This window comes from Sphaerisporangium melleum, from assembly GCF_014646695.1.
Taxonomy (GTDB): domain Bacteria; phylum Actinomycetota; class Actinomycetes; order Streptosporangiales; family Streptosporangiaceae; genus Sphaerisporangium; species Sphaerisporangium melleum.
Genome location: NZ_BMNT01000026.1, coordinates 41808 through 58395 on the forward strand (window position 1 = coordinate 41808; position 16588 = coordinate 58395).

General features: G+C 69.9%; 18 protein-coding genes. 5 read left to right on the forward strand and 13 right to left on the reverse strand.

The features are described from left to right. The 3 genes from IEY93_RS38495 to IEY93_RS22730 all read right to left on the reverse strand — a co-directional run. Positions 1 to 281 (reverse strand): HD domain-containing protein (locus IEY93_RS38495; protein ID WP_229691374.1); only part of this gene is annotated, 281 nt, incomplete at its 3' end. A gap of 174 nt (positions 282 to 455) precedes the next feature. Continuing rightward, positions 456 to 1904, reverse strand: coding sequence for a catalase (locus IEY93_RS22725; RefSeq protein ID WP_189165134.1), 1449 nt, complete (start codon positions 1902 to 1904; stop codon positions 456 to 458). Between the two features lie 82 nt (positions 1905 to 1986). Further along, entirely contained in the window at positions 1987 to 2403 is a 417-nt protein-coding gene (locus IEY93_RS22730; RefSeq protein ID WP_189165135.1) for a Fur family transcriptional regulator, read from the reverse strand. A gap of 185 nt (positions 2404 to 2588) precedes the next feature. Between IEY93_RS22730 and IEY93_RS22735 the strand changes: the two genes are divergently transcribed. The 3 genes from IEY93_RS22735 to IEY93_RS22745 are packed head-to-tail and all read left to right on the forward strand — an operon-like array spanning position 2589 to position 4779. Then, complete coding sequence (locus tag IEY93_RS22735; protein WP_229691375.1) at positions 2589 to 3692, forward strand: CapA family protein; 1104 nt, start codon at positions 2589 to 2591, stop codon at positions 3690 to 3692. 52 nt (positions 3693 to 3744) lie between these two features. Then, a complete protein-coding gene (locus IEY93_RS39790; RefSeq protein WP_372444515.1) occupies positions 3745 to 4041 on the forward strand; it encodes a hypothetical protein in 297 nt (98 codons plus the stop codon). A 48-nt stretch (positions 4042 to 4089) separates the two neighbouring features. Then, positions 4090 to 4779 (forward strand): TetR/AcrR family transcriptional regulator, encoded by a 690-nt coding sequence (locus tag IEY93_RS22745; RefSeq protein ID WP_189165137.1) that lies wholly within the window; start codon positions 4090 to 4092, stop codon positions 4777 to 4779. 3 nt (positions 4780 to 4782) lie between these two features. Here the strand turns inward: IEY93_RS22745 and IEY93_RS22750 are convergent, their stop codons facing one another. Continuing rightward, positions 4783 to 5037: a hypothetical protein gene (locus IEY93_RS22750; protein ID WP_203968765.1), complete on the reverse strand. Its 255-nt coding sequence runs from the start codon at positions 5035 to 5037 to the stop codon at positions 4783 to 4785. Between the two features lie 173 nt (positions 5038 to 5210). On the opposite strand from IEY93_RS22750, the gene IEY93_RS22755 reads away from it, so the two are divergent. Next, entirely contained in the window at positions 5211 to 5741 is a 531-nt protein-coding gene (locus IEY93_RS22755) for a tetratricopeptide repeat protein (RefSeq protein ID WP_189165139.1), read from the forward strand. Between the two features lie 117 nt (positions 5742 to 5858). Here IEY93_RS22755 and IEY93_RS22760 read toward each other — a convergent pair whose 3' ends face one another. The 9 genes from IEY93_RS22760 to IEY93_RS22800 form a co-directional block, all read right to left on the reverse strand. Further along, positions 5859 to 6455 (reverse strand): hypothetical protein, encoded by a 597-nt coding sequence (locus IEY93_RS22760; RefSeq protein WP_189165140.1) that lies wholly within the window; start codon positions 6453 to 6455, stop codon positions 5859 to 5861. A 97-nt stretch (positions 6456 to 6552) separates the two neighbouring features. Further along, positions 6553 to 9132 carry an ATP-dependent chaperone ClpB gene (clpB, locus tag IEY93_RS22765; protein WP_189165141.1) on the reverse strand — a complete coding sequence of 860 codons (2580 nt, stop codon included), beginning with the start codon at positions 9130 to 9132 and terminating at the stop codon, positions 6553 to 6555. Positions 9133 to 9352: 220 nt separating this feature from the next. Next, positions 9353 to 9700, reverse strand: a complete 348-nt coding sequence (locus IEY93_RS22770; protein ID WP_189165142.1) for a heat shock protein transcriptional repressor HspR — start codon at positions 9698 to 9700, stop codon at positions 9353 to 9355. Positions 9701 to 9722: 22 nt separating this feature from the next. Beyond that, positions 9723 to 10904: a molecular chaperone DnaJ gene (gene dnaJ, locus IEY93_RS22775; RefSeq protein WP_189165143.1), complete on the reverse strand. Its 1182-nt coding sequence runs from the start codon at positions 10902 to 10904 to the stop codon at positions 9723 to 9725. 35 nt (positions 10905 to 10939) lie between these two features. Beyond that, the gene (gene grpE / locus IEY93_RS22780) at positions 10940 to 11584 is read right to left on the reverse strand and encodes a nucleotide exchange factor GrpE (RefSeq protein ID WP_189165144.1); all 645 of its coding nucleotides are present in this window, start codon (positions 11582 to 11584) and stop codon (positions 10940 to 10942) included. After that, on the reverse strand, positions 11581 to 13455 hold the full coding sequence (gene dnaK, locus IEY93_RS22785; protein ID WP_189165145.1) for a molecular chaperone DnaK: 1875 nt from the start codon (positions 13453 to 13455) through the stop codon (positions 11581 to 11583). The genes grpE and dnaK overlap by 4 nt, the downstream gene beginning before the upstream one ends. A 206-nt stretch (positions 13456 to 13661) precedes the next feature. Continuing rightward, positions 13662 to 13907 (reverse strand): hypothetical protein, encoded by a 246-nt coding sequence (locus IEY93_RS22790; protein ID WP_189165146.1) that lies wholly within the window; start codon positions 13905 to 13907, stop codon positions 13662 to 13664. Between the two features lie 25 nt (positions 13908 to 13932). Continuing rightward, positions 13933 to 14487 (reverse strand): ATP-binding protein, encoded by a 555-nt coding sequence (locus IEY93_RS22795; RefSeq protein ID WP_268241579.1) that lies wholly within the window; start codon positions 14485 to 14487, stop codon positions 13933 to 13935. 184 nt (positions 14488 to 14671) lie between these two features. Beyond that, on the reverse strand, positions 14672 to 15010 hold the full coding sequence (locus IEY93_RS22800) for a hypothetical protein (RefSeq protein ID WP_189165148.1): 339 nt from the start codon (positions 15008 to 15010) through the stop codon (positions 14672 to 14674). Positions 15011 to 15191: 181 nt separating this feature from the next. Here IEY93_RS22800 and IEY93_RS22805 point away from each other — a divergent pair, with 181 nt between their 5' ends. Next, entirely contained in the window at positions 15192 to 16523 is a 1332-nt protein-coding gene (locus tag IEY93_RS22805) for a helix-turn-helix domain-containing protein (protein ID WP_189165149.1), read from the forward strand. The last annotated feature ends 65 nt before the right edge of the window (positions 16524 to 16588 follow it).

Consider the following 16588-nt stretch of genomic DNA (forward strand, 5'->3'; position numbering starts at 1 on the left):
TCGACCGCGGCGGTGTCGTAGATGAAGGTGTCGCCCGCGTCGATCTCGACGATGTCGTGGACCAGCAGCATGGCCGTGACCCGGGCGAGATCGGCGCCCGGCGGGGCGTACTCGGCGAAGACCATCGCCAGCATGCCGAGGTACCACGAGTGCTCGGCGTCGTTCTCCCTGCGGGAGCCGTCCATCAGGGTCGTGCGGCGCAGTACGCGCTTGAGTTTGTCGATTTCGACGACGAAACCGACCTGGGCCGGCAGACGTTCCTCATCAGGCACGGTGGTCACCGCCACAGCCTAATACGCGGGGCCCCGCGGCTTTCGTCCCCCGACACGCGGGCGCGGCGGCCCGGAGGCGTCCACCACCGCCCGAGCACTGGTCACGACCAGGCGATGGGACGGGATCGCGAAGGGGATCGGCCCGCGGTCGGGGAGACCGCGGGCCGATCGCGGCGGCGCGGGTCAGGCGACGCCGAGACCCTGGGCGACGCCCTCGCCGAGGTCCTTGTGGATGTTGCTCCAGTACTCGACGACGCGCTTCTTCATCTCGGCGGTGACCTCCGGGGCGGAGGCGTGGCCGACGATGTTGCTCACCAGGTGCTGCCGATCGGTGCCGGACAGCACGTTCTCCCACAGCGCGCGCGGCTGCACGAAGTCGTCGTCCTCGGCGTGCCTCTGGTAGGCGCTGCGGATGATCTCACCGGCGATGTGGTAGTTCTCGCCGGCGAACAGCGACGGGTCGGCGGCCGGCCCGCCGGCGCTGTTCGGCGCGTACACCGGGTCGGCCGGGTTGCTGACCCGCATCGCGCCGTCCTTGTTGTAGCTGTGGACCGGCGACTTGGGCTGGTTGACCGGCAGCTGCAGGTAGTTGGTGCCGATGCGGTAGCGGTGGGCGTCGGGGTAGGAGAACAGCCGGCCCTGGAGCATCTTGTCCGGGGAGGCGCCGATGCCGGGCACGAGGTTGGCCGGCTCGAAGGCGGCCTGCTCGACCTCGGCGAAGTAGTTCTCCGGGTTGCGGTTGAGGGTGAAGCTCCCGATCGTGATCTCGGGGTAGTCGGCGTGCGGCCACACCTTGGTCAGGTCGAAGGGGTTGAAGCGGTAGTCCGCGGCCGCCTCGAACGGCATGATCTGCACGTTCACCGTCCAAGACGGGTGGTCGCCGTTCCTGATCGCGGTGTGCAGGTCACGGAGGTGGAAGTCGGCGTCCTGCGCGACCACCGCGTCGGCCTCGGCGGCGGTGAAGTTCTTGACGCCCTGCTGGGTCTTGAAGTGGTACTTCACCCAGAACTTCTCGCCGGCCGCGTTGTACCACAGGAAGGTGTGCGAGCCGAAGCCGTGCATGTGCCGCCAGCTCGCCGGGGTGCCGCGGTCGGTCATCAGGAAGGCGACCTGGTGGGCCGACTCGGGGGACAGCGTCCAGAAGTCCCACTGCATGTTGTGGTCGCGCAGGTGATTGTCGGCGCGGCGCTTCTGGCTGTGGATGAAGTCGGAGAACTTCGAGGGGTCGCGGATGAAGAAGATCGGTGTGTTGTTGCCGACGATGTCGTAGTTGCCGTCCTCGGTGTAGAACTTGATCGCGAAGCCGCGCGGGTCGCGGGCGGTGTCGGCGCTGCCGAGCTCGCCGGCCACGGTGGAGAAGCGCAGGAAGAGGTCGGTCTCCTTGCCCTTCTGGAAGAGCCCGGCCTTGGTGAACTGGCTGACGTCCTCGGTGATCCGCAGGACGCCGTACGCGCCGCCGCCCTTGGCGTGCACCACGCGCTCGGGAACGCGCTCGCGGCTGAACTGGGCCATCTTCTGGATGACGTAGTGGTCCTGCAGCAGCAAGGGACCGTTCGGGCCCACGGAGAGCGAGAACTCGTCGCTCGGCGCGGGTATCCCCGCGTCGGTGGTGGTCACAGGCCGGTCGGTCATCGCGGTCCTTTCGGGTCAGCGTGGCGCGGAGCACACGCGCGTCCCGCTCCCACGGCTCTCGCGTGAGTGCGGTCGCGGGGGGTCAGTTGCTCCGCGAGAGGCATTCGGGGCAGGCGCCCCAATAGATCACGTCGGCCTCGTCCACCCGGAAGCCCGCGGCGTCCACCGGATCGAGGCAGGGGGCCTCTCCGGTCGCGCAGTCGACGTCGGCCACCTTGCCGCAGGCGCGGCAGACGAGGTGATGGTGGTTGTCGCCCACTCTCGCCTCGTAGCGAGCGGGGCTTCCCATGGGCTCGATCCGGTTCAGGAGGCCGGCGCCGTGCATGGCGTGGAGTCCGTCGTAGATCGCTTGGAGGGACACGTGGCCGACGCGTTCGCGCACACCGCGGTAGATGGCGTCCACGTCGAGGTGGTCGCCCGATCTGACGGTGTGCAGGATCGCCATGCGGGCCGCGGTCACCCGCAACCCGGCATCGTGCAACAGCTCGACATCCCCCACGACCTGCACCTTAGGCGGTAAACCTGAATCATTCAAGTCAAGGAACCTTCCCGGTCTGGCGATTTTCGATCGCCCCCCACATGGGGGTGGTGTCCAGATCTGGGCGAAGGTGGCATGCTCTTGAGGCGATGAGAACCCAGCCCTTGGCCGACGTTATGCCCGGATTGCCAGACATTTCCCCTCGGATGAAGCTTGCCCGCCGTGCCACGCGTGCCCGGCTGGCCTTCGCGGTCGCGGTCGCGATGCTGCCGGTCGTGGCGTGCTCGGCGGCGGAGTCCGCCGCACCGCCGGCCAGGAGCACCACGGGCGCCTCGAACACCTCCGGCGCGGCGACCGGCGAGCAGCGGGCCGAGAGCAAGCGCCGGCCGTTCACCATCGCCTTCGGCGGCGACGTGCACTTCGAGGGCATGCTCAGGAACCGGCTGGCCACCCCGCGCACCGCGCTCGGCCCCATCTCGGGAGTGCTGCGCCGCGCGGACCTGTCGATGGTCAACCTGGAGACCGCGATCACGCAGGGCGGCACCCCCGCGCCGGGCAAGCAGTTCACCTTCCGCGCCCCGCCGTCCGCGCTCACCGCGCTCAAGGCGGCAGGGGTCGACGTGGCCTCCATGGCCAACAACCACGGCATGGACTACATGGAGGGCGGGCTGCGTGACAGCCTGGCGGCGATCCGGCGCGCGCGGTTCCCCGTGGTCGGCATCGGCCGGGACGCCGCGGAGGCGTACCGCCCGTTCCGCAAGGTCGTCAACGGCAACCGGGTGGCGATCATCGGCGCCACGCAGGTGCTCGACTCCAACCTCGTCCAGGCGTGGACGGCGACCGCCGGCAAGGGCGGGCTGGCGTCGGCCAAGAACGAGCAACGGCTGCTCCAGGCGGTCCGGCAGGCCCGTCGCACCTCCGACACGGTGATCGTCCATTTGCACTGGGGCACCGAGCTGCAGAAGTGCCCGAACGCCGCACAGCTCTCCTTGGCCCCCAAGCTGATCGCCGCCGGTGCCGACGTCATCGTCGGCGGCCACGCGCACATCCTGCTGGGCAGCGGCTATCTCAAGGGACGCTACGTCAACTACGGCATGGGCAACTTCGTCTTCTACAACTCCGGTCCGCAGACCGGCCAGACGGGCGTGCTGACGCTGACCATCAACGGACGCAAGGTCCTGAAGGACCAGTGGACTCCGGCCCGGATCACCGGCGGCGTCCCGGTGCCGCTGACCGGCGCCGCGCGCACCCAGGCGGTGACGGGCTGGACGGCCCTGCGCGGATGCGCGGGGCTGAGCGCCCGCCCGTGATCGCCGCGCCGGCGCCCCATAGAGGTGCTCGGCGTCGAAGGCCGCGGTGAAGATGCGCAGCGACTGCCTGCGCGCCGAGTTCGCCGACGAGGGCATCAGGCTGAGCGTGATCTGCCCGGTGTTCATTTCCACCCCCATCGCTGGCAGAGCGGTCCACCACGGTGTGGACCGCTCCATGAGCGTGGCGGGCGGGAATCCGCCCAAGCGGGTCCGCCGCGCACCTCCTGTGTGCCGTCCACCGGAACACGGCGGTCGTCCCGGTGAACGCCGAGGGGAAAATCGGATATGCGCTTTTCGGTATTTCGCCGTCGCTGTTGCGGGGAATCGCCCGCATTATGGATTCCGATAGAGGACGTCTGGCGGGGAAGTACTGACCGCGGCGCCGTAAAAGGGCAAGATGAAGTCTGTGTCAGGGCTGCCCATCACCGGATGTCACGACGACGACCAGATGCCGCTGCGCCGAAGACCTTCGCAGCGCCGCAGCCTGCGTCGCGTCGAACGCATGCTCGATGCGTGTGCGGAGTTGCTCGACGAGGTCGGTTACGAGGCGCTGTCGACGACGCGTATCGCCGAGCGGGCGAACGTCGCCATCGGATCGGTCTATCAGTTCTTTCCCGACAAACGGGCGATCACCCAGGCGCTGACCCAGCGCAATGTGGACTTATTCATCTCCCGGGTCGGCAAGCGTTTCATGACCGAGGACTACTCCGGCTGGTGGCACGCGGTCGACGCGATCATCGACGTGTACGTCGAGATGCACCGGAGCGTTCCAGGGTTCCACGCGCTGCGGTTCGGCGACGCGGTCGACCTCAACCTGCTCGACTCGGTGGCGGAGAACAGCACCGTCATCGCGGGGCGGCTGCGCGGGCTGCTGCTCGCCGAGTTCGGCATGGCCGACAGTGAGGAGCTCGACCTGTGCCTCACCGTGGCCGTCGAGGCCGGTGGTGCGGTGCTCGCGCTGGCCTTCCGGCGCGACCCCTCCGGCGACCCGCCTCTGGTGACGGAGGCCAAGCGGCTGATCCGCGGCTATCTGTCCAGCCAGCTCCGCTCCCCGGGCGACGCCCGCGACGAGCCGCGGACCGCCTGAGCCTCAGCCCTCCCGGTTCCCGGACCGGACCGCCGGCGCCCACGGCGGGATGTTGCGCTCGCCGGAGCCTGGCTCGCACGAAGAGGTGACCTGCCGTACGGTCTGGCGGGCCGCCTGGAGCTCGGCCCGCAGCCGGACCAGCTCCTGGTGCTGCCGGTCGGCCGTCTCCAGCCGGGCGGTGGCGTACCCGACGGTGCCGGGGACGGCCGCGGCCACCAGGGCCGCACAGGCGAGGGCGAAGGTCGTCTGCCAGGACATGTCCATCGCAGCTCCTTCGAAGAGCGGGTGACGTTCCAGGCGAGTCGAATATGCCCTTCGCCCCGCACGACACACTGCGGGTAGTCAAACATGTGCAAATCAGGACGTAAGTAATGCCTGCCGTTGTCCCCGCACGGTGGAGCGGCGCTCGGTAATCTCGTCTTGTGGCACATGTGACACGTGAGCAGCTTGATCGTCTGCTCGAACAGGCTCTCCTCGACGACGACCACGGAACACTGGCGGGGAGGCTCGACGACCTGGCGCGCGGCTACGCGTCAGGAGAGGTGTCCCGTGCCGCGATCCTCGTGCTCGCCGCCGAGGAGTGGCGGCAGGCGGGCCAGCCGGCCCGGGCCCTCGAATGCTTCCACCGGGCGCTGGACGACGGCGGCGAAGTGAGCGTCGATCCCCGGGCGGGCATCGCCGACACCCTGTTCGAGCTCGACCGACCCGACGAGGCCCGCGAGCTGGTCGAGTCGATCAAGGCGGACGGGAACGTCGACCCCAGCACCGCCCTGAACGTCGCCGAGACCTTGCTGGCCTACGGCGACCCGCGGGCCGCCCACGAGTGGGCCACCGAGGGCATCCGCGCGGGAGAGGGGCCGCCCGGCATCCGCGACGCGCTGCTGCGCACGCGCTACCGCATCCGCGTCGACCTCGGCCTCCCCGAAGACGACCTCGACGCCCTCCTCGACGCCTCCCGCTGAGGAAGCCGGGGCCGCGATGCGGAAGAACGCGGCGCTCGGCGTGGGCGGCCCCGCCTCAGGGCCGGGCTCTCATCGGCGGGCGGTCCCGTTCACCGTCCTCTTTCGGGTGCGCCGGGGTCAGCGGACGCGCAGGCCGGCGACCGTGGTGCCGGTCGCCGGTTCGGTGCCGACCTCGGCGTCCAGCGCGCCCGGGACGTGCGCGGACACCGGGGCGGGAAGGGGCTCGGGGTCCACCGGCAGGCCGTTCACCCCGGCGACCACGCCCGGCGCGCCGACCGTGTGCCGCCCCTGCCCGTCCTCGTGGCGCAGGACGCCCTGTGCGGTCCGGGCCTCGCCGTAGGCCGCGCGGTTCGCGGCCATGCCCTTGAGCAGGAGCGGCAGGCCGATGCCGCGCACGATGGCCGGCAGGTCGGTGAGGCCGATCACCGCGGAGGTGTGGGCCGGCAGACCCGGCGAGCGCCCGACGTGCTCGAAGCTGAGGAGCAGGTCGCCCTGGCCGTGCGGCGCGGCCGGAGCCGCCGGCACGGGCGGCGCCGGAACCGGGACCGGGACCGGCCGCTCGTCGGTCCGCGAGGTGACGACGGGCGGGTGCGCGCCGGGAACGGTGGCCTCGTCGGACCGCGCGGCGGCGGAGGTGCCGCCCGTCCCCAGGCAGACCGTGCCCGCCGCGACGGCCATCGCGAGCATGCCCTTGATGTGCAGTGAACGAATCATGAAGACTCCCTGACTACTTTTCGTGCCTTGCCGAGCACCGAAGGTAGCCAGGGAGTCCCATCGTCGGCGGGTCGTTGACCCGATGCTGGGGAAATCCTTACCGGGCGGGCCGCACCGTCAGCGTGTCCCCCGCCTCGTCGAGGTCGACGACGACCTCGTCACCGTCCCGGATCTCGCCCGCCAGCAGGCTCTTGGCCAGCTTGTCGCCGATCGCCGACTGCACCAACCGGCGCAGCGGCCGCGCGCCGTACAGCGGGTCGTAGCCGGTCAGTGCCAGCCAGTCGCGCGCCGCCGGGGTGACGGTCAGCGTCAGCCGCCGGTCGGACAGGCGCCGGGCCAGCCGCGCCACCTGCAGGTCGACGATCTGCGACAGTTCCTCGGAGCCGAGCGCGTCGAACAGGATCACGTCGTCCAGCCGGTTGAGGAACTCCGGCTTGAACGAGCCGCGCACCGCCGCCATGACCCGATCGCGCTTGGCCCCGGGATCCAGCGCCGGGTCCACCAGGAACTGCGAGCCGATGTTGGAGGTCAGGATCAGGATGGCGTTGCGGAAGTCGACCGTGCGGCCCTGCCCGTCGGTCAGGCGCCCGTCGTCCAGCACCTGGAGCAGGACGTCGAAGACCTCGGGGTGGGCCTTCTCGATCTCGTCCAGCAGCACCACGGTGTACGGCCTGCGGCGCACGGCCTCGGTGAGCTGCCCGCCCTCCTCGTAGCCGACGTACCCGGGAGGGGCGCCGACCAGGCGGGCGACGCTGTGCTTCTCGCCGTACTCGCTCATGTCGATGCGCGTCATGGCGCGCTCGTCGTCGAACAGGAACTCCGCGAGCGCCTTGGCCAGCTCGGTCTTGCCGACGCCCGTGGGGCCGAGGAACATGAACGAGCCGGTCGGCCGGTCGGGGTCGGCCACCCCTGCGCGTGCCCGGCGCACGGCGTCCGACACCGCCCGCACGGCCTCGCGCTGCCCGATCAGCCTGCGCCCGAGCTCGTCCTCCATGCGCAGCAGCTTGGCCGTCTCGCCCTCCAGCAGGCGCCCGGCCGGGATGCCGGTCCACGACGAGATCACCTCGGCGATGTCGTCGGCTCCGACCTCCTCCTTGACCATGGAGTTCTCCGGCTGCGCCTGCGCGCTCGCCTCCGACAGCTCCTTCTCCAGCCGCGGCACGTCGCCGTACATCAGCCGGGAGGCCGCCTCGAAGTCACCATCGCGCTGGGCGCGCTCGGCCGCCGAGCGGACGTCGTCGAGCCGCTTCTTCAGCTCGCCGACCCGGTTGAGGCCGGACTTCTCCTTCTGCCAGCGCGCGACCAGCGCGTCGAGCTCCTCCTGGCGGTCGGCGAGCTCCTTGCGGAGTTTCTCCAGCCGCTGGACGCTCGCCTCGTCGGTCTCCTTGGCGAGGGCCAGCTCCTCCATCTTCGACCGGTCGACGGCCCGCTGCAGCTCGTCGATCTCGACCGGCCGGGAGTCGATCTCCATGCGCAGCCGGCTCGCGGCCTCGTCGACCAGGTCGATCGCCTTGTCCGGCAGGAAACGGGCGGTGATGTAGCGGTCGGAGAGGGTGGCCGCGGCGACCAGCGCGCCGTCGGAGATCTGCACCTTGTGGTGGGCCTCGTAGCGGCCCTTCAGCCCGCGCAGGATCGCGATGGTGTCCTCGACCGACGGCTCGCCGACGAAGATCTGCTGGAACCGCCGCTCCAGCGCGGGGTCCTTCTCGATGCGCTCGCGGTACTCGTCCAGCGTGGTCGCGCCGATCATGCGCAGCTCGCCCCGGGCCAGCATGGGCTTGAGCATGTTGCCGGCGTCCATCGCGCCCTCGGCCGCGCCGGCGCCGACCATGGTGTGCAGCTCGTCGATGAAGGTGACGACCTGGCCGTCGCTCTCCTTGATCTCGTTGAGCACGGCCTTGAGCCGCTCCTCGAACTCGCCGCGGAACTTCGCGCCCGCGACCATCGCGCCGAGGTCGAGGGAGACCAGCCGCTTGCCGCGCAGGCTCTCGGGCACGTCGCCGGCCACGATGCGCTGCGCCAGCCCGTCGACCACCGCCGTCTTGCCGACGCCCGGCTCGCCGATCAGCACCGGGTTGTTCTTGGTACGGCGGCTGAGCACCTGCACCACGCGGCGGATCTCGTTGTCCCGGCCGATCACCGGGTCGAGCCTGCCGGCTCGGGCCAGCTCGGTGAGGTCGACGCCGTACTTCTCCAGCGCGCGGTAGGTGTCCTCAGGGCTCTCGCTGGTGACCCGGGCGTGCCCGCGGACCTTCTCGAACGCCTCCAGCAGGGCGTTCGGCGTGGCACCCTGCGCCTTGAGCGACTCGGCCACCCGGCCACCGTCGGCCGCCAGGCCGACCAGCAGGTGCTCGGTCGACACGTACTCGTCCTCGAGCTGCTTGGCCCGGGCCGCGGCGGTGTTCAGCGCGGCCAGGAGCTGCCGGGAGGACGACGGCGCGCTCACCGTGGCGCCCTGGGCCTTCGGGATCTGCTCGAGCTGCTGCTCGGCCTCGGCGCGCAGCCGCTTCCAGTCGGCGCCGACGGCCTCGAGCAGGTGGACGGCCGTGCCGTCGGTCTGGGAGAGCAGAGCCGTGAACAGGTGGGCCGGGGCGACCTCCGGGTGGCCCTCGGCGGCGGCCCGCCGTACGGCGGCCGACAGGGCTTCCTGGCTCTTGCGCGTGAGCTTGTAGTCCATGCCTACCTTGCCTTTCTCGCATGGCGGATCGCCGGACGCCCGCCCGGCCCGCGCTGCTCCGCCTGGTGCCACGTCGCTCCGCACTGTGCCGGCGTCGCTCCGCTATATGGGGTGCTCCCCGGCCCGGGCTGCGCGAACGCGCCGGGGCGGGGTGGTGTCGATGGGGCCGCGCGGCCCGGGGCGGTGCCGGCCGGGCCGCGGCGTGGACGTGCGCCGCCGCTCACGCGGGAGGCAGTTGGTACTGGATCAGCGCACGGATCATCGCCAGCTCGCCGCGGAGACGGCCGATCTCCTCACGCATGCGGAGGTTCTCGGTCTCCAGGGCGAGGATGCGCTTGATGCCCGCCAGGTTGATGCCCTCCTCCTGGGAGAGCCGCTGGACCTCGCGGAGCAGCACGATGTCCCTGGTGGAGTACAGCCGGCCCCGTCCGGCCGTCCGGCCCGGACTGACCAGGCCGAGACGATCGTACTGCCGGAGTGTCTGCGGGTGCAGCCCGGAAAGCTGAGCGGCCACCGAGATGACGTACACCGGGGTGTCGTCGGACAGGTCGAAGTAGTTGGCGTCCATCGGCGTCGCCTCCTTTCGAGGGCTACTCGGTCTGCGCCTGCCTCAGCAGCTCGGCGCGTGGGTCCGCGCTTTCGGAGACCGCGCGGTACTCCTCGAGCGCGGCCCGCTCCTTGTCGTCGAGGCGCTGGGGAACCGTCACCTCGACGGTGGCCAGCAGATCACCTTTGGTGCCGTCCTTGCGGGTGACACCCCGGCCGCGCACGCGGAACGTGCGGCCGTTCGGAGTGCCCTCGGGGATCCGCAGGGTCACCGGCATGCCCTGGAGCACCGGCACCTTGATCTCGGCGCCCAGCGCCGCCTCGGCGAAGGTCACCGGGACGGTGATGGTCAGGTTGTCGCCCGACCGGCCGAAGATCGCATGGGGTTTCACGTGAATCTGGACGTACAGATCGCCGGCCGGGCCGCCGTTCTCGCCGGGCGCGCCCTTGCCCTTGAGCCTGATGCGCTGGCCGTCGGCCACACCCGCCGGGATGCGCGCCTGGAGGGTGCGGGTGCTCTTGCCGCGCCCGCTGCCCTCGCAGACGGGGCAGGGGTCGTCGACGAGGAGCCCGCGGCCCTTGCAGTCGCGGCACGGCTCGGAGAAGGCGAAGTTGCCGAGGTTACGGCTCGCCGCGCCGGTGCCCTCGCAGGTCGGGCAGACCCGAGGAGTGGTGCCGGCCTTGGCGCCGGTGCCGCTGCACGCCTCGCACGCCGAGGAGCTGGTGAGCCGCAGGGCCACCGTCGTGCCGTCCACGGCCTCCATGAACGACAGCGTGACCTCGGACTCGATGTCCTGGCCCCGGCGGGGCCGGGTGGTCGTGGTGGTGCGCCCGCCACGGTTGAACAGGCCGCCGAACAGGTCGCCGATGCGCTCACCCGTGCCGCCGCTCTGCGCCGACCCTCCGAACAGGTCGCCGAACTCGAACGGGAAACCACCACCGGCGCCACCGCGGGGGGCGCCGCCCCCCGCGTATCCGCCGAGACCCGACCCGAACAGCGCGCGCGCCTCGTCGTACTCCTTGCGGCGCTTGCTGTCGGACAGGACGTCATAGGCCTCCGAGACCTGCTTGAACTTGGCCTCGGTCTCCGTGTTGCCCTGGTTGGCGTCCGGGTGGTACTTCCTGGCCAGTCTCCGGTACGCCTTCTTGATCTCTTCGGCGGTGGCGGTCTTCGACACACCAAGGACCGCGTAATAGTCCTTCTCCAGGTAGTCCTTGGTGCTCATCTATCGCTTCCTTCGTGACCCAAAGGGATGGTCGCTCAATTGTCCTCGGGCTCGGCCGCCGCCGCGCCCGCTCCGTCCTGGTCGGACGCCGAGCGCTCCGAGGGCTCCTGCGGCTCGGCGACGGCGACCCGCGCGGGGCGCAGGATGCGATCGCCGATGCGGTAGCCCGGCTGGAGGATCTCCACGCAGGTGGGCTCGGTGACGTCGGCCGAGTAGCTGTGCATCAGGGCCTCGTGCACCATCGGGTCGAACACGTCGCCCTTGGCGCCGTAGGCCGAAAGGCCCAGCTTGCCGACGGCGCTGTCGAGCGCCTCGCTCACCTTGGCGAAGCCGCCGGTGAGTTCACCGTGGTCGCGGGCCCTGCCGATGTCGTCGAGCACGGGCAGCAGCTCGGCCAGCACGCTGGCCACCGCCTGCTCGCGGACCGTCACCCGGTCGCGCTCGACGCGCTTGCGGTAGTTGGAGTATTCGGCCTGGAGGCGCTGGAGGTCCGCCGTGCGTTCGGCGAGCTGGGCGGCGACCCCCTCGTCCGCCGGGGCCGCCGCGGGCGCGGCGGCCGGGGAAGGCGACTCGGTCGCCTTCCCCGCACCCTGGCGTACCTCTCCCGTTTCGGGATCGATGCGCCGGTTGTCGCGGATCACCAGGCCTTCGTGCTCGCTCCCAGAGTTCGGGGAGGTCACGCGGCACCGCCCTCCCGCTTCGGCTCGTCGTCGACGATCTCGGCCTCGACGACGTCGTCGTCGGCCTTGGCCTGGCCGGTGGCTCCGGCGCCGGCCCCGGCGGCCGCGCCCTCGGCGCCGCCCTGGGACTGGGCGTAGATCGCCGACCCCATCTTCTGGCTCACCGTCGCGAGCTTCTCGGCGGAGGTGCGGATGGCGGCCGTGTCGGTGCCCTCGAGGGTCTTCTTCAGCTCGCTCAGCGCCTCCTCGACCTCGGTCTTGACGTCGGCCGGGACCTTCTCGTCGTTCTCGCGGAGGAACTTCTCCGTCTGGTACGCGAGGCCGTCGGCGTTGTTGCGCGTCTCGGCCTCCTCGCGGCGGTTCTTGTCCTCCTCGGCGTAGGACTCGGCCTCGCGCATCATGCGCTCGATGTCGTCCTTCGGCAGCGCCGAGCCGCCGGTGATGGTCATCGACTGCTCCTTGCCGGTGCCGAGGTCCTTGGCGGAGACGTTCACGATGCCGTTGGCGTCGATGTCGAAGGTGACCTCGATCTGCGGGATGCCGCGCGGCGCCGGGGCGATGCCGGTCAGCTCGAAGGTGGCCAGCTTCTTGTTGTAGGCCGCGATCTCGCGCTCACCCTGGAAGACCTGGATCTGCACCGACGGCTGGTTGTCCTCGGCCGTGGTGAAGACCTCCGACCGCTTGGTCGGGATCGTGGTGTTGCGCTCGATGATCTTGGTGAAGATGCCGCCCTTGGTCTCGATGCCCAGGCTCAGCGGGGTCACGTCCAGCAGCAGGACGTCCTTCACCTCGCCCTTGAGCACGCCCGCCTGCAGCGCCGCGCCGATGGCGACGACCTCGTCGGGGTTGACGCCCTTGTTGGGCTCCTTGCCGCCGGTGAGCTCCTTGACCAGGTCGGTCACGGCCGGCATGCGGGTCGAGCCGCCGACCAGCACCACGTGGGCGATGTCGGCGACCTTGATGCCGGCGTCCTTGATGACCTGGTGGAACGGGCCCTTGCAGCGCTCGAGCAGGTCGGCGGTGATGCGCTGGAACTCCGACCGGGTGAGCTTCTCCTCCAGGTGCAGCGGGCCCTCGGCCGACGCCGTGATGTACGGGAGGTTCACCGTGGTCTCGGTCTGCGCCGACAGCTCGATCTTGGCCTTCTCCGCGGCCTCACGCAGCCGCTGGAGCGCCATCTTGTCCTTGGACAGGTCGACGCCGTGGGCGTTCTTGAAGCGGGTCACCAGCTCGTCGACGACGCGCTGGTCCCAGTCGTCGCCGCCCAGGTGGTTGTCACCGCTGGTCGCCTTGACCTCGACGAAGCCGTGGCCGTCCTCCTGGCCGACATCGAGCAGGGACACGTCGAAGGTGCCGCCGCCGAGGTCGAAGACCAGGATGGTCTGGTCCTTGTCCTTGTCGAGCCCGTACGCCAGAGCGGCGGAGGTGGGCTCGTTGATGATGCGCAGGACGTTGAGGCCCGCGATCGTGCCGGCTTCCTTGGTGGCCTGCCGCTGGGCGTCGTTGAAGTACGCCGGGACGGTGATCACCGCGTCGGTGATCTTCTCACCGAGGTAGGCCTCGGCGTCCGTCTTGAGCTTCTGCAGGACGAAGGCGCTGATCTGCTGCGGAGAGAACTTCTTGCCGTCGATCTCGACGGTCCAGTCGGTGCCCATCTCACGCTTGACCGAGCGGATGGTCCGGTCGACGTTGGTGACGGCCTGCCGCTTGGCCACCTCGCCGACGAGGACCTCCCCGTTCTTGGCGAACGCGACGACGGAAGGAGTCGTGCGCGAGCCCTGCGCGTTGGCGATGACCGTGGGCTCACCGCCCTCGAGGATCGAGACGACGGAGTTGGTCGTCCCCAGGTCGATACCTACCGCACGTGCCATGAGTACGTCCTTGTAGTCAAAGTTGAGTCCGTGTGACTCAATGCTAGCCCCGCTCGGCGTCCTGTCAAGCGAGTTGAGTCTGTACGGCTCAACCCTACGCGCCCCCCACCTATTCCGCGCACCCAGCCCCCAGGAACCTGGACTTCCTCGCCGCACACGGCCTCCCGGGCAGAGAAGGCTCCCACCTGGGCAACGCCATCACCCGCTCACCGGTTCCGGCCCAGGATGTGCGGCATCCGGTGCACGCTAGGGACATGAGGAGAGGCTCCCGTGCCGGCGATGACGACAAAAGGATGATCGCCGCCCACCGGCGTGAAGGCGAGACCGCCACCGATGTGCTCCGTCGAGCCCTTCGCCTGCTCGACCGCGAAGCCCGAGAAGAAAAGGCTCGCATGGACACGTACCGCCTCAGAGGCGAAGACCTTTCCGCCAAGTCGGCCGGCCGTACCCATGGCCAGTGATCCTTGACTGAGCCGGTCATTCGCTACGGAGCAACTCCATCAGGTCGTCCGTAGACATGCCCTCGGTCTCTTCGGCGCTGCCCCGCCCTTGCATGTGGCGTGCCAGACGCCGGCCTCTACTCTCGGCGCCCTGGGCCAACGCGAACTGATCGACGCGGGATTCGTCTCCGTGGCTCTCGCGCGTCTTGCCCAAGGCGTGTCGCGAGAGGACGAACCATACGACGCAGCGGGGACGATCCTCGGTGAAGCCCCACTGGGAGGCCAGCGCGCGGATCAACTGGACTCCGCGGCCGGAGGCGGCGAGGTCGCCGTCGGGGTGCGGCCGGATGCCGGGGGTGGTCTGCGCGCCCTCGTCGGCGACCTCGATCCGCACGTCGTCGTTCTCGGTGATCGCCACAGTGACCTCGACCACGGTCGAATCAGTGTGCGTCACGGAGTTCGTGGCCGCCTCCGACAGCAGCCAGACCGCGTCGTCACGACGAGGATGCCCATCCAGGATCTTGCGCAGCCAGCGGCGCGCCTCGCCCACGGATGCCTCCGTGGCGGGGAAGGCGGCGGTCTCCGTTCGCAGGGCAGGGGGGGCGGGTGTTCATGAAGTCCGATCGTCCTTTGTGTGGGGAGGCGGGATGTGATGGCGCACGCCACGCCACGCCGAGGGGCGGCGATACCGCTGCTGCGGCCCCGGCCGGGTGGCGCTGGGTGGCAGCCCACCTGGGCGGCTGCCGAAGGAGCGCGAGGGACGCGGCTGGGACGGTTCAGGCGGCGGACGGGACCACGCCGCGCATCCAGCCCGTGAATGTCGTTTCCCGCTCGGCCTCACGCATCTGTTCCAGAAGTGCGTGCGAGGTGAGGGCGTCCACGGTCAGAGGGGACGGGGTGGGGAACAGGGGCATGGCGTAGAAGCGGCGGCTCCACGGCCCGTAGACGATCGTCCAGGCCGGTTCGAGCCGGTCGAGCAGTACGGCGGTGGCGCGGGCACCTGGGTCGGGTTCGCCGCGCTCGACCTCGACATAGGGCTGCCCGGCGCTGTGACGACCGGTCCGTTCGGCGGTACGGGCGCCGAACAGACGCCATAGGCGCTTAAGCTGCATCACGGGTCAGGACCTCTCTTCCTGATTCCAGGGACCCGTACGGCGCTGCAATCGCCTACGGGTCCCGCCTTTTTCGATCGCTACGGTCTGTAGTAGTGCCATCATGGACAGTGATCAAAGGTGGTGGAAGGGCAACGGTGTGGTCCGGGCGTGGCCACACCTGACCACGATCACGAGGGGTGCCATGACGGCAGATCCGATCGACCCGCACGCGTCCGCGTGGCATCTGTTCGGCGCGGTGATGCGCCGCTGTCGCGAGGGGGAACACAAGATCGCACTCCGCCGCGCGGCATCCGATCTCTATATCGACTTCTCGAATCTGGCGAAGTGGGAGCGCGGGGAACGGATGCCTCCGCCGGACATGATTCCTCGTCTGGACGAGGCGTACGGCGCGGGCGGCATTCTGATCGCGTTGTACGGCATGCTGATGCGTTTCAACGCGGCTGCCGAATCAGAGCGTCTGCGCGCGGGTACACCTTGTGAAAACCCCGCATATCGCAATGGAGACGACGATATGGAACGCCGGGCCGCCCTCCACCTCCTCGCCGGCCTCGGAACCCTCGGCGCCATCGGCTTCTCGGGTGAACCTCTCCGCCAGCGGCTCGATCTCTCCCTCGGGCGCGCCAATCTCGGCATCGATGAATGGGCGCTGGTCTGCGACGACCACCTGCACGCTCTGCGTACCCGTTCTCCGGCCCAGGTCGCCGCCGGTTCGCTCATCGATCTGCACGCCGTGACGCGGCAGCTGAACACCGCCACGCCCGCCGACTCGATCGAGTTGCGACGAGTCCTGGCGGCGCTCGCGTCCGTCCACGCCAATGCACTGACCCGCCTGGGCGAGCACGATGCCGCGATCCGCTGGTGGCGCACCGCACGTCAGGCCGCCGATGAGTCCGGTGACCTGGAACTACGTCTCGGGGTCCGGGCCACCGAGGCCGGGCACGGGCTATACGGGCAGCGCGATCCCGCGACCGTGCTGCGGCTCACTCAGAACGCCCAGCAGATCGCGGGCACGCGGCCATCTTTGGGCCTCGCACTGGTCATCTGCTCGCAGGCGAAGGCGTTCACCAACCTGGGAAGGCACGCCGAAGCCTTGCGGGCACTGAACACGTTCCGAGACCTCCTGGCGGCCGACCCACGGGGGACGGACATCATGCCCGGTTACTGGAACGGCGGGCAGTTGCCCTTCGCCGAAAGCCTGATCTACGCGGGCGCCGGCGACGAGGGAAAGGCGGAGCGAGCCGGGCAGCGCATCCTGGACTTCACCAGGGACTACCAGATCGTCGCGAACGTGCGCCTGCACCAGGCCCTGTGCGAGGTGGCAGGCGGCGGCATCGACCAGGGGATGCGAACGGCGGCCTCGGTGATCGACGCTCTGCCTCAGGTCCACAACGACAGGATGGTGGTCGAGACCGGCCGAATGGTGCTCAGAGCCGTCCCCAGAGACCAGCAAGACCGCCCGTCCGTCACCGAGTTCCGCAAGGTGCTGACTCTCGAACCCGCCGGAACGCCCTGACGACAGACCATCCAAACCAGGGCGCCCGGTCCCCTTTGCGGTCGGCTCGTCATCCCGCTCTTGGG

Coding starts and splice junctions, on each gene's coding strand:
- IEY93_RS22725 (WP_189165134.1), bottom strand. CDS start 1,904: ATGACCGACCGGCCTGTGACCACCACCGACGCGGGGATACCCGCGCCG.
- IEY93_RS22735 (WP_229691375.1), top strand. CDS start 2,589: ATGAAGCTTGCCCGCCGTGCCACGCGTGCCCGGCTGGCCTTCGCGGTC.
- IEY93_RS39790 (WP_372444515.1), top strand. CDS start 3,745: ATGCGCAGCGACTGCCTGCGCGCCGAGTTCGCCGACGAGGGCATCAGG.
- IEY93_RS22745 (WP_189165137.1), top strand. CDS start 4,090: ATGAAGTCTGTGTCAGGGCTGCCCATCACCGGATGTCACGACGACGAC.
- IEY93_RS22750 (WP_203968765.1), bottom strand. CDS start 5,037: ATGTCCTGGCAGACGACCTTCGCCCTCGCCTGTGCGGCCCTGGTGGCC.
- IEY93_RS22760 (WP_189165140.1), bottom strand. CDS start 6,455: ATGATTCGTTCACTGCACATCAAGGGCATGCTCGCGATGGCCGTCGCG.
- clpB (WP_189165141.1), bottom strand. CDS start 9,132: ATGGACTACAAGCTCACGCGCAAGAGCCAGGAAGCCCTGTCGGCCGCC.
- IEY93_RS22770 (WP_189165142.1), bottom strand. CDS start 9,700: ATGGACGCCAACTACTTCGACCTGTCCGACGACACCCCGGTGTACGTC.
- dnaJ (WP_189165143.1), bottom strand. CDS start 10,904: ATGAGCACCAAGGACTACCTGGAGAAGGACTATTACGCGGTCCTTGGT.
- dnaK (WP_189165145.1), bottom strand. CDS start 13,455: ATGGCACGTGCGGTAGGTATCGACCTGGGGACGACCAACTCCGTCGTC.
- IEY93_RS22790 (WP_189165146.1), bottom strand. CDS start 13,907: ATGGGTACGGCCGGCCGACTTGGCGGAAAGGTCTTCGCCTCTGAGGCG.
- IEY93_RS22805 (WP_189165149.1), top strand. CDS start 15,192: ATGACGGCAGATCCGATCGACCCGCACGCGTCCGCGTGGCATCTGTTC.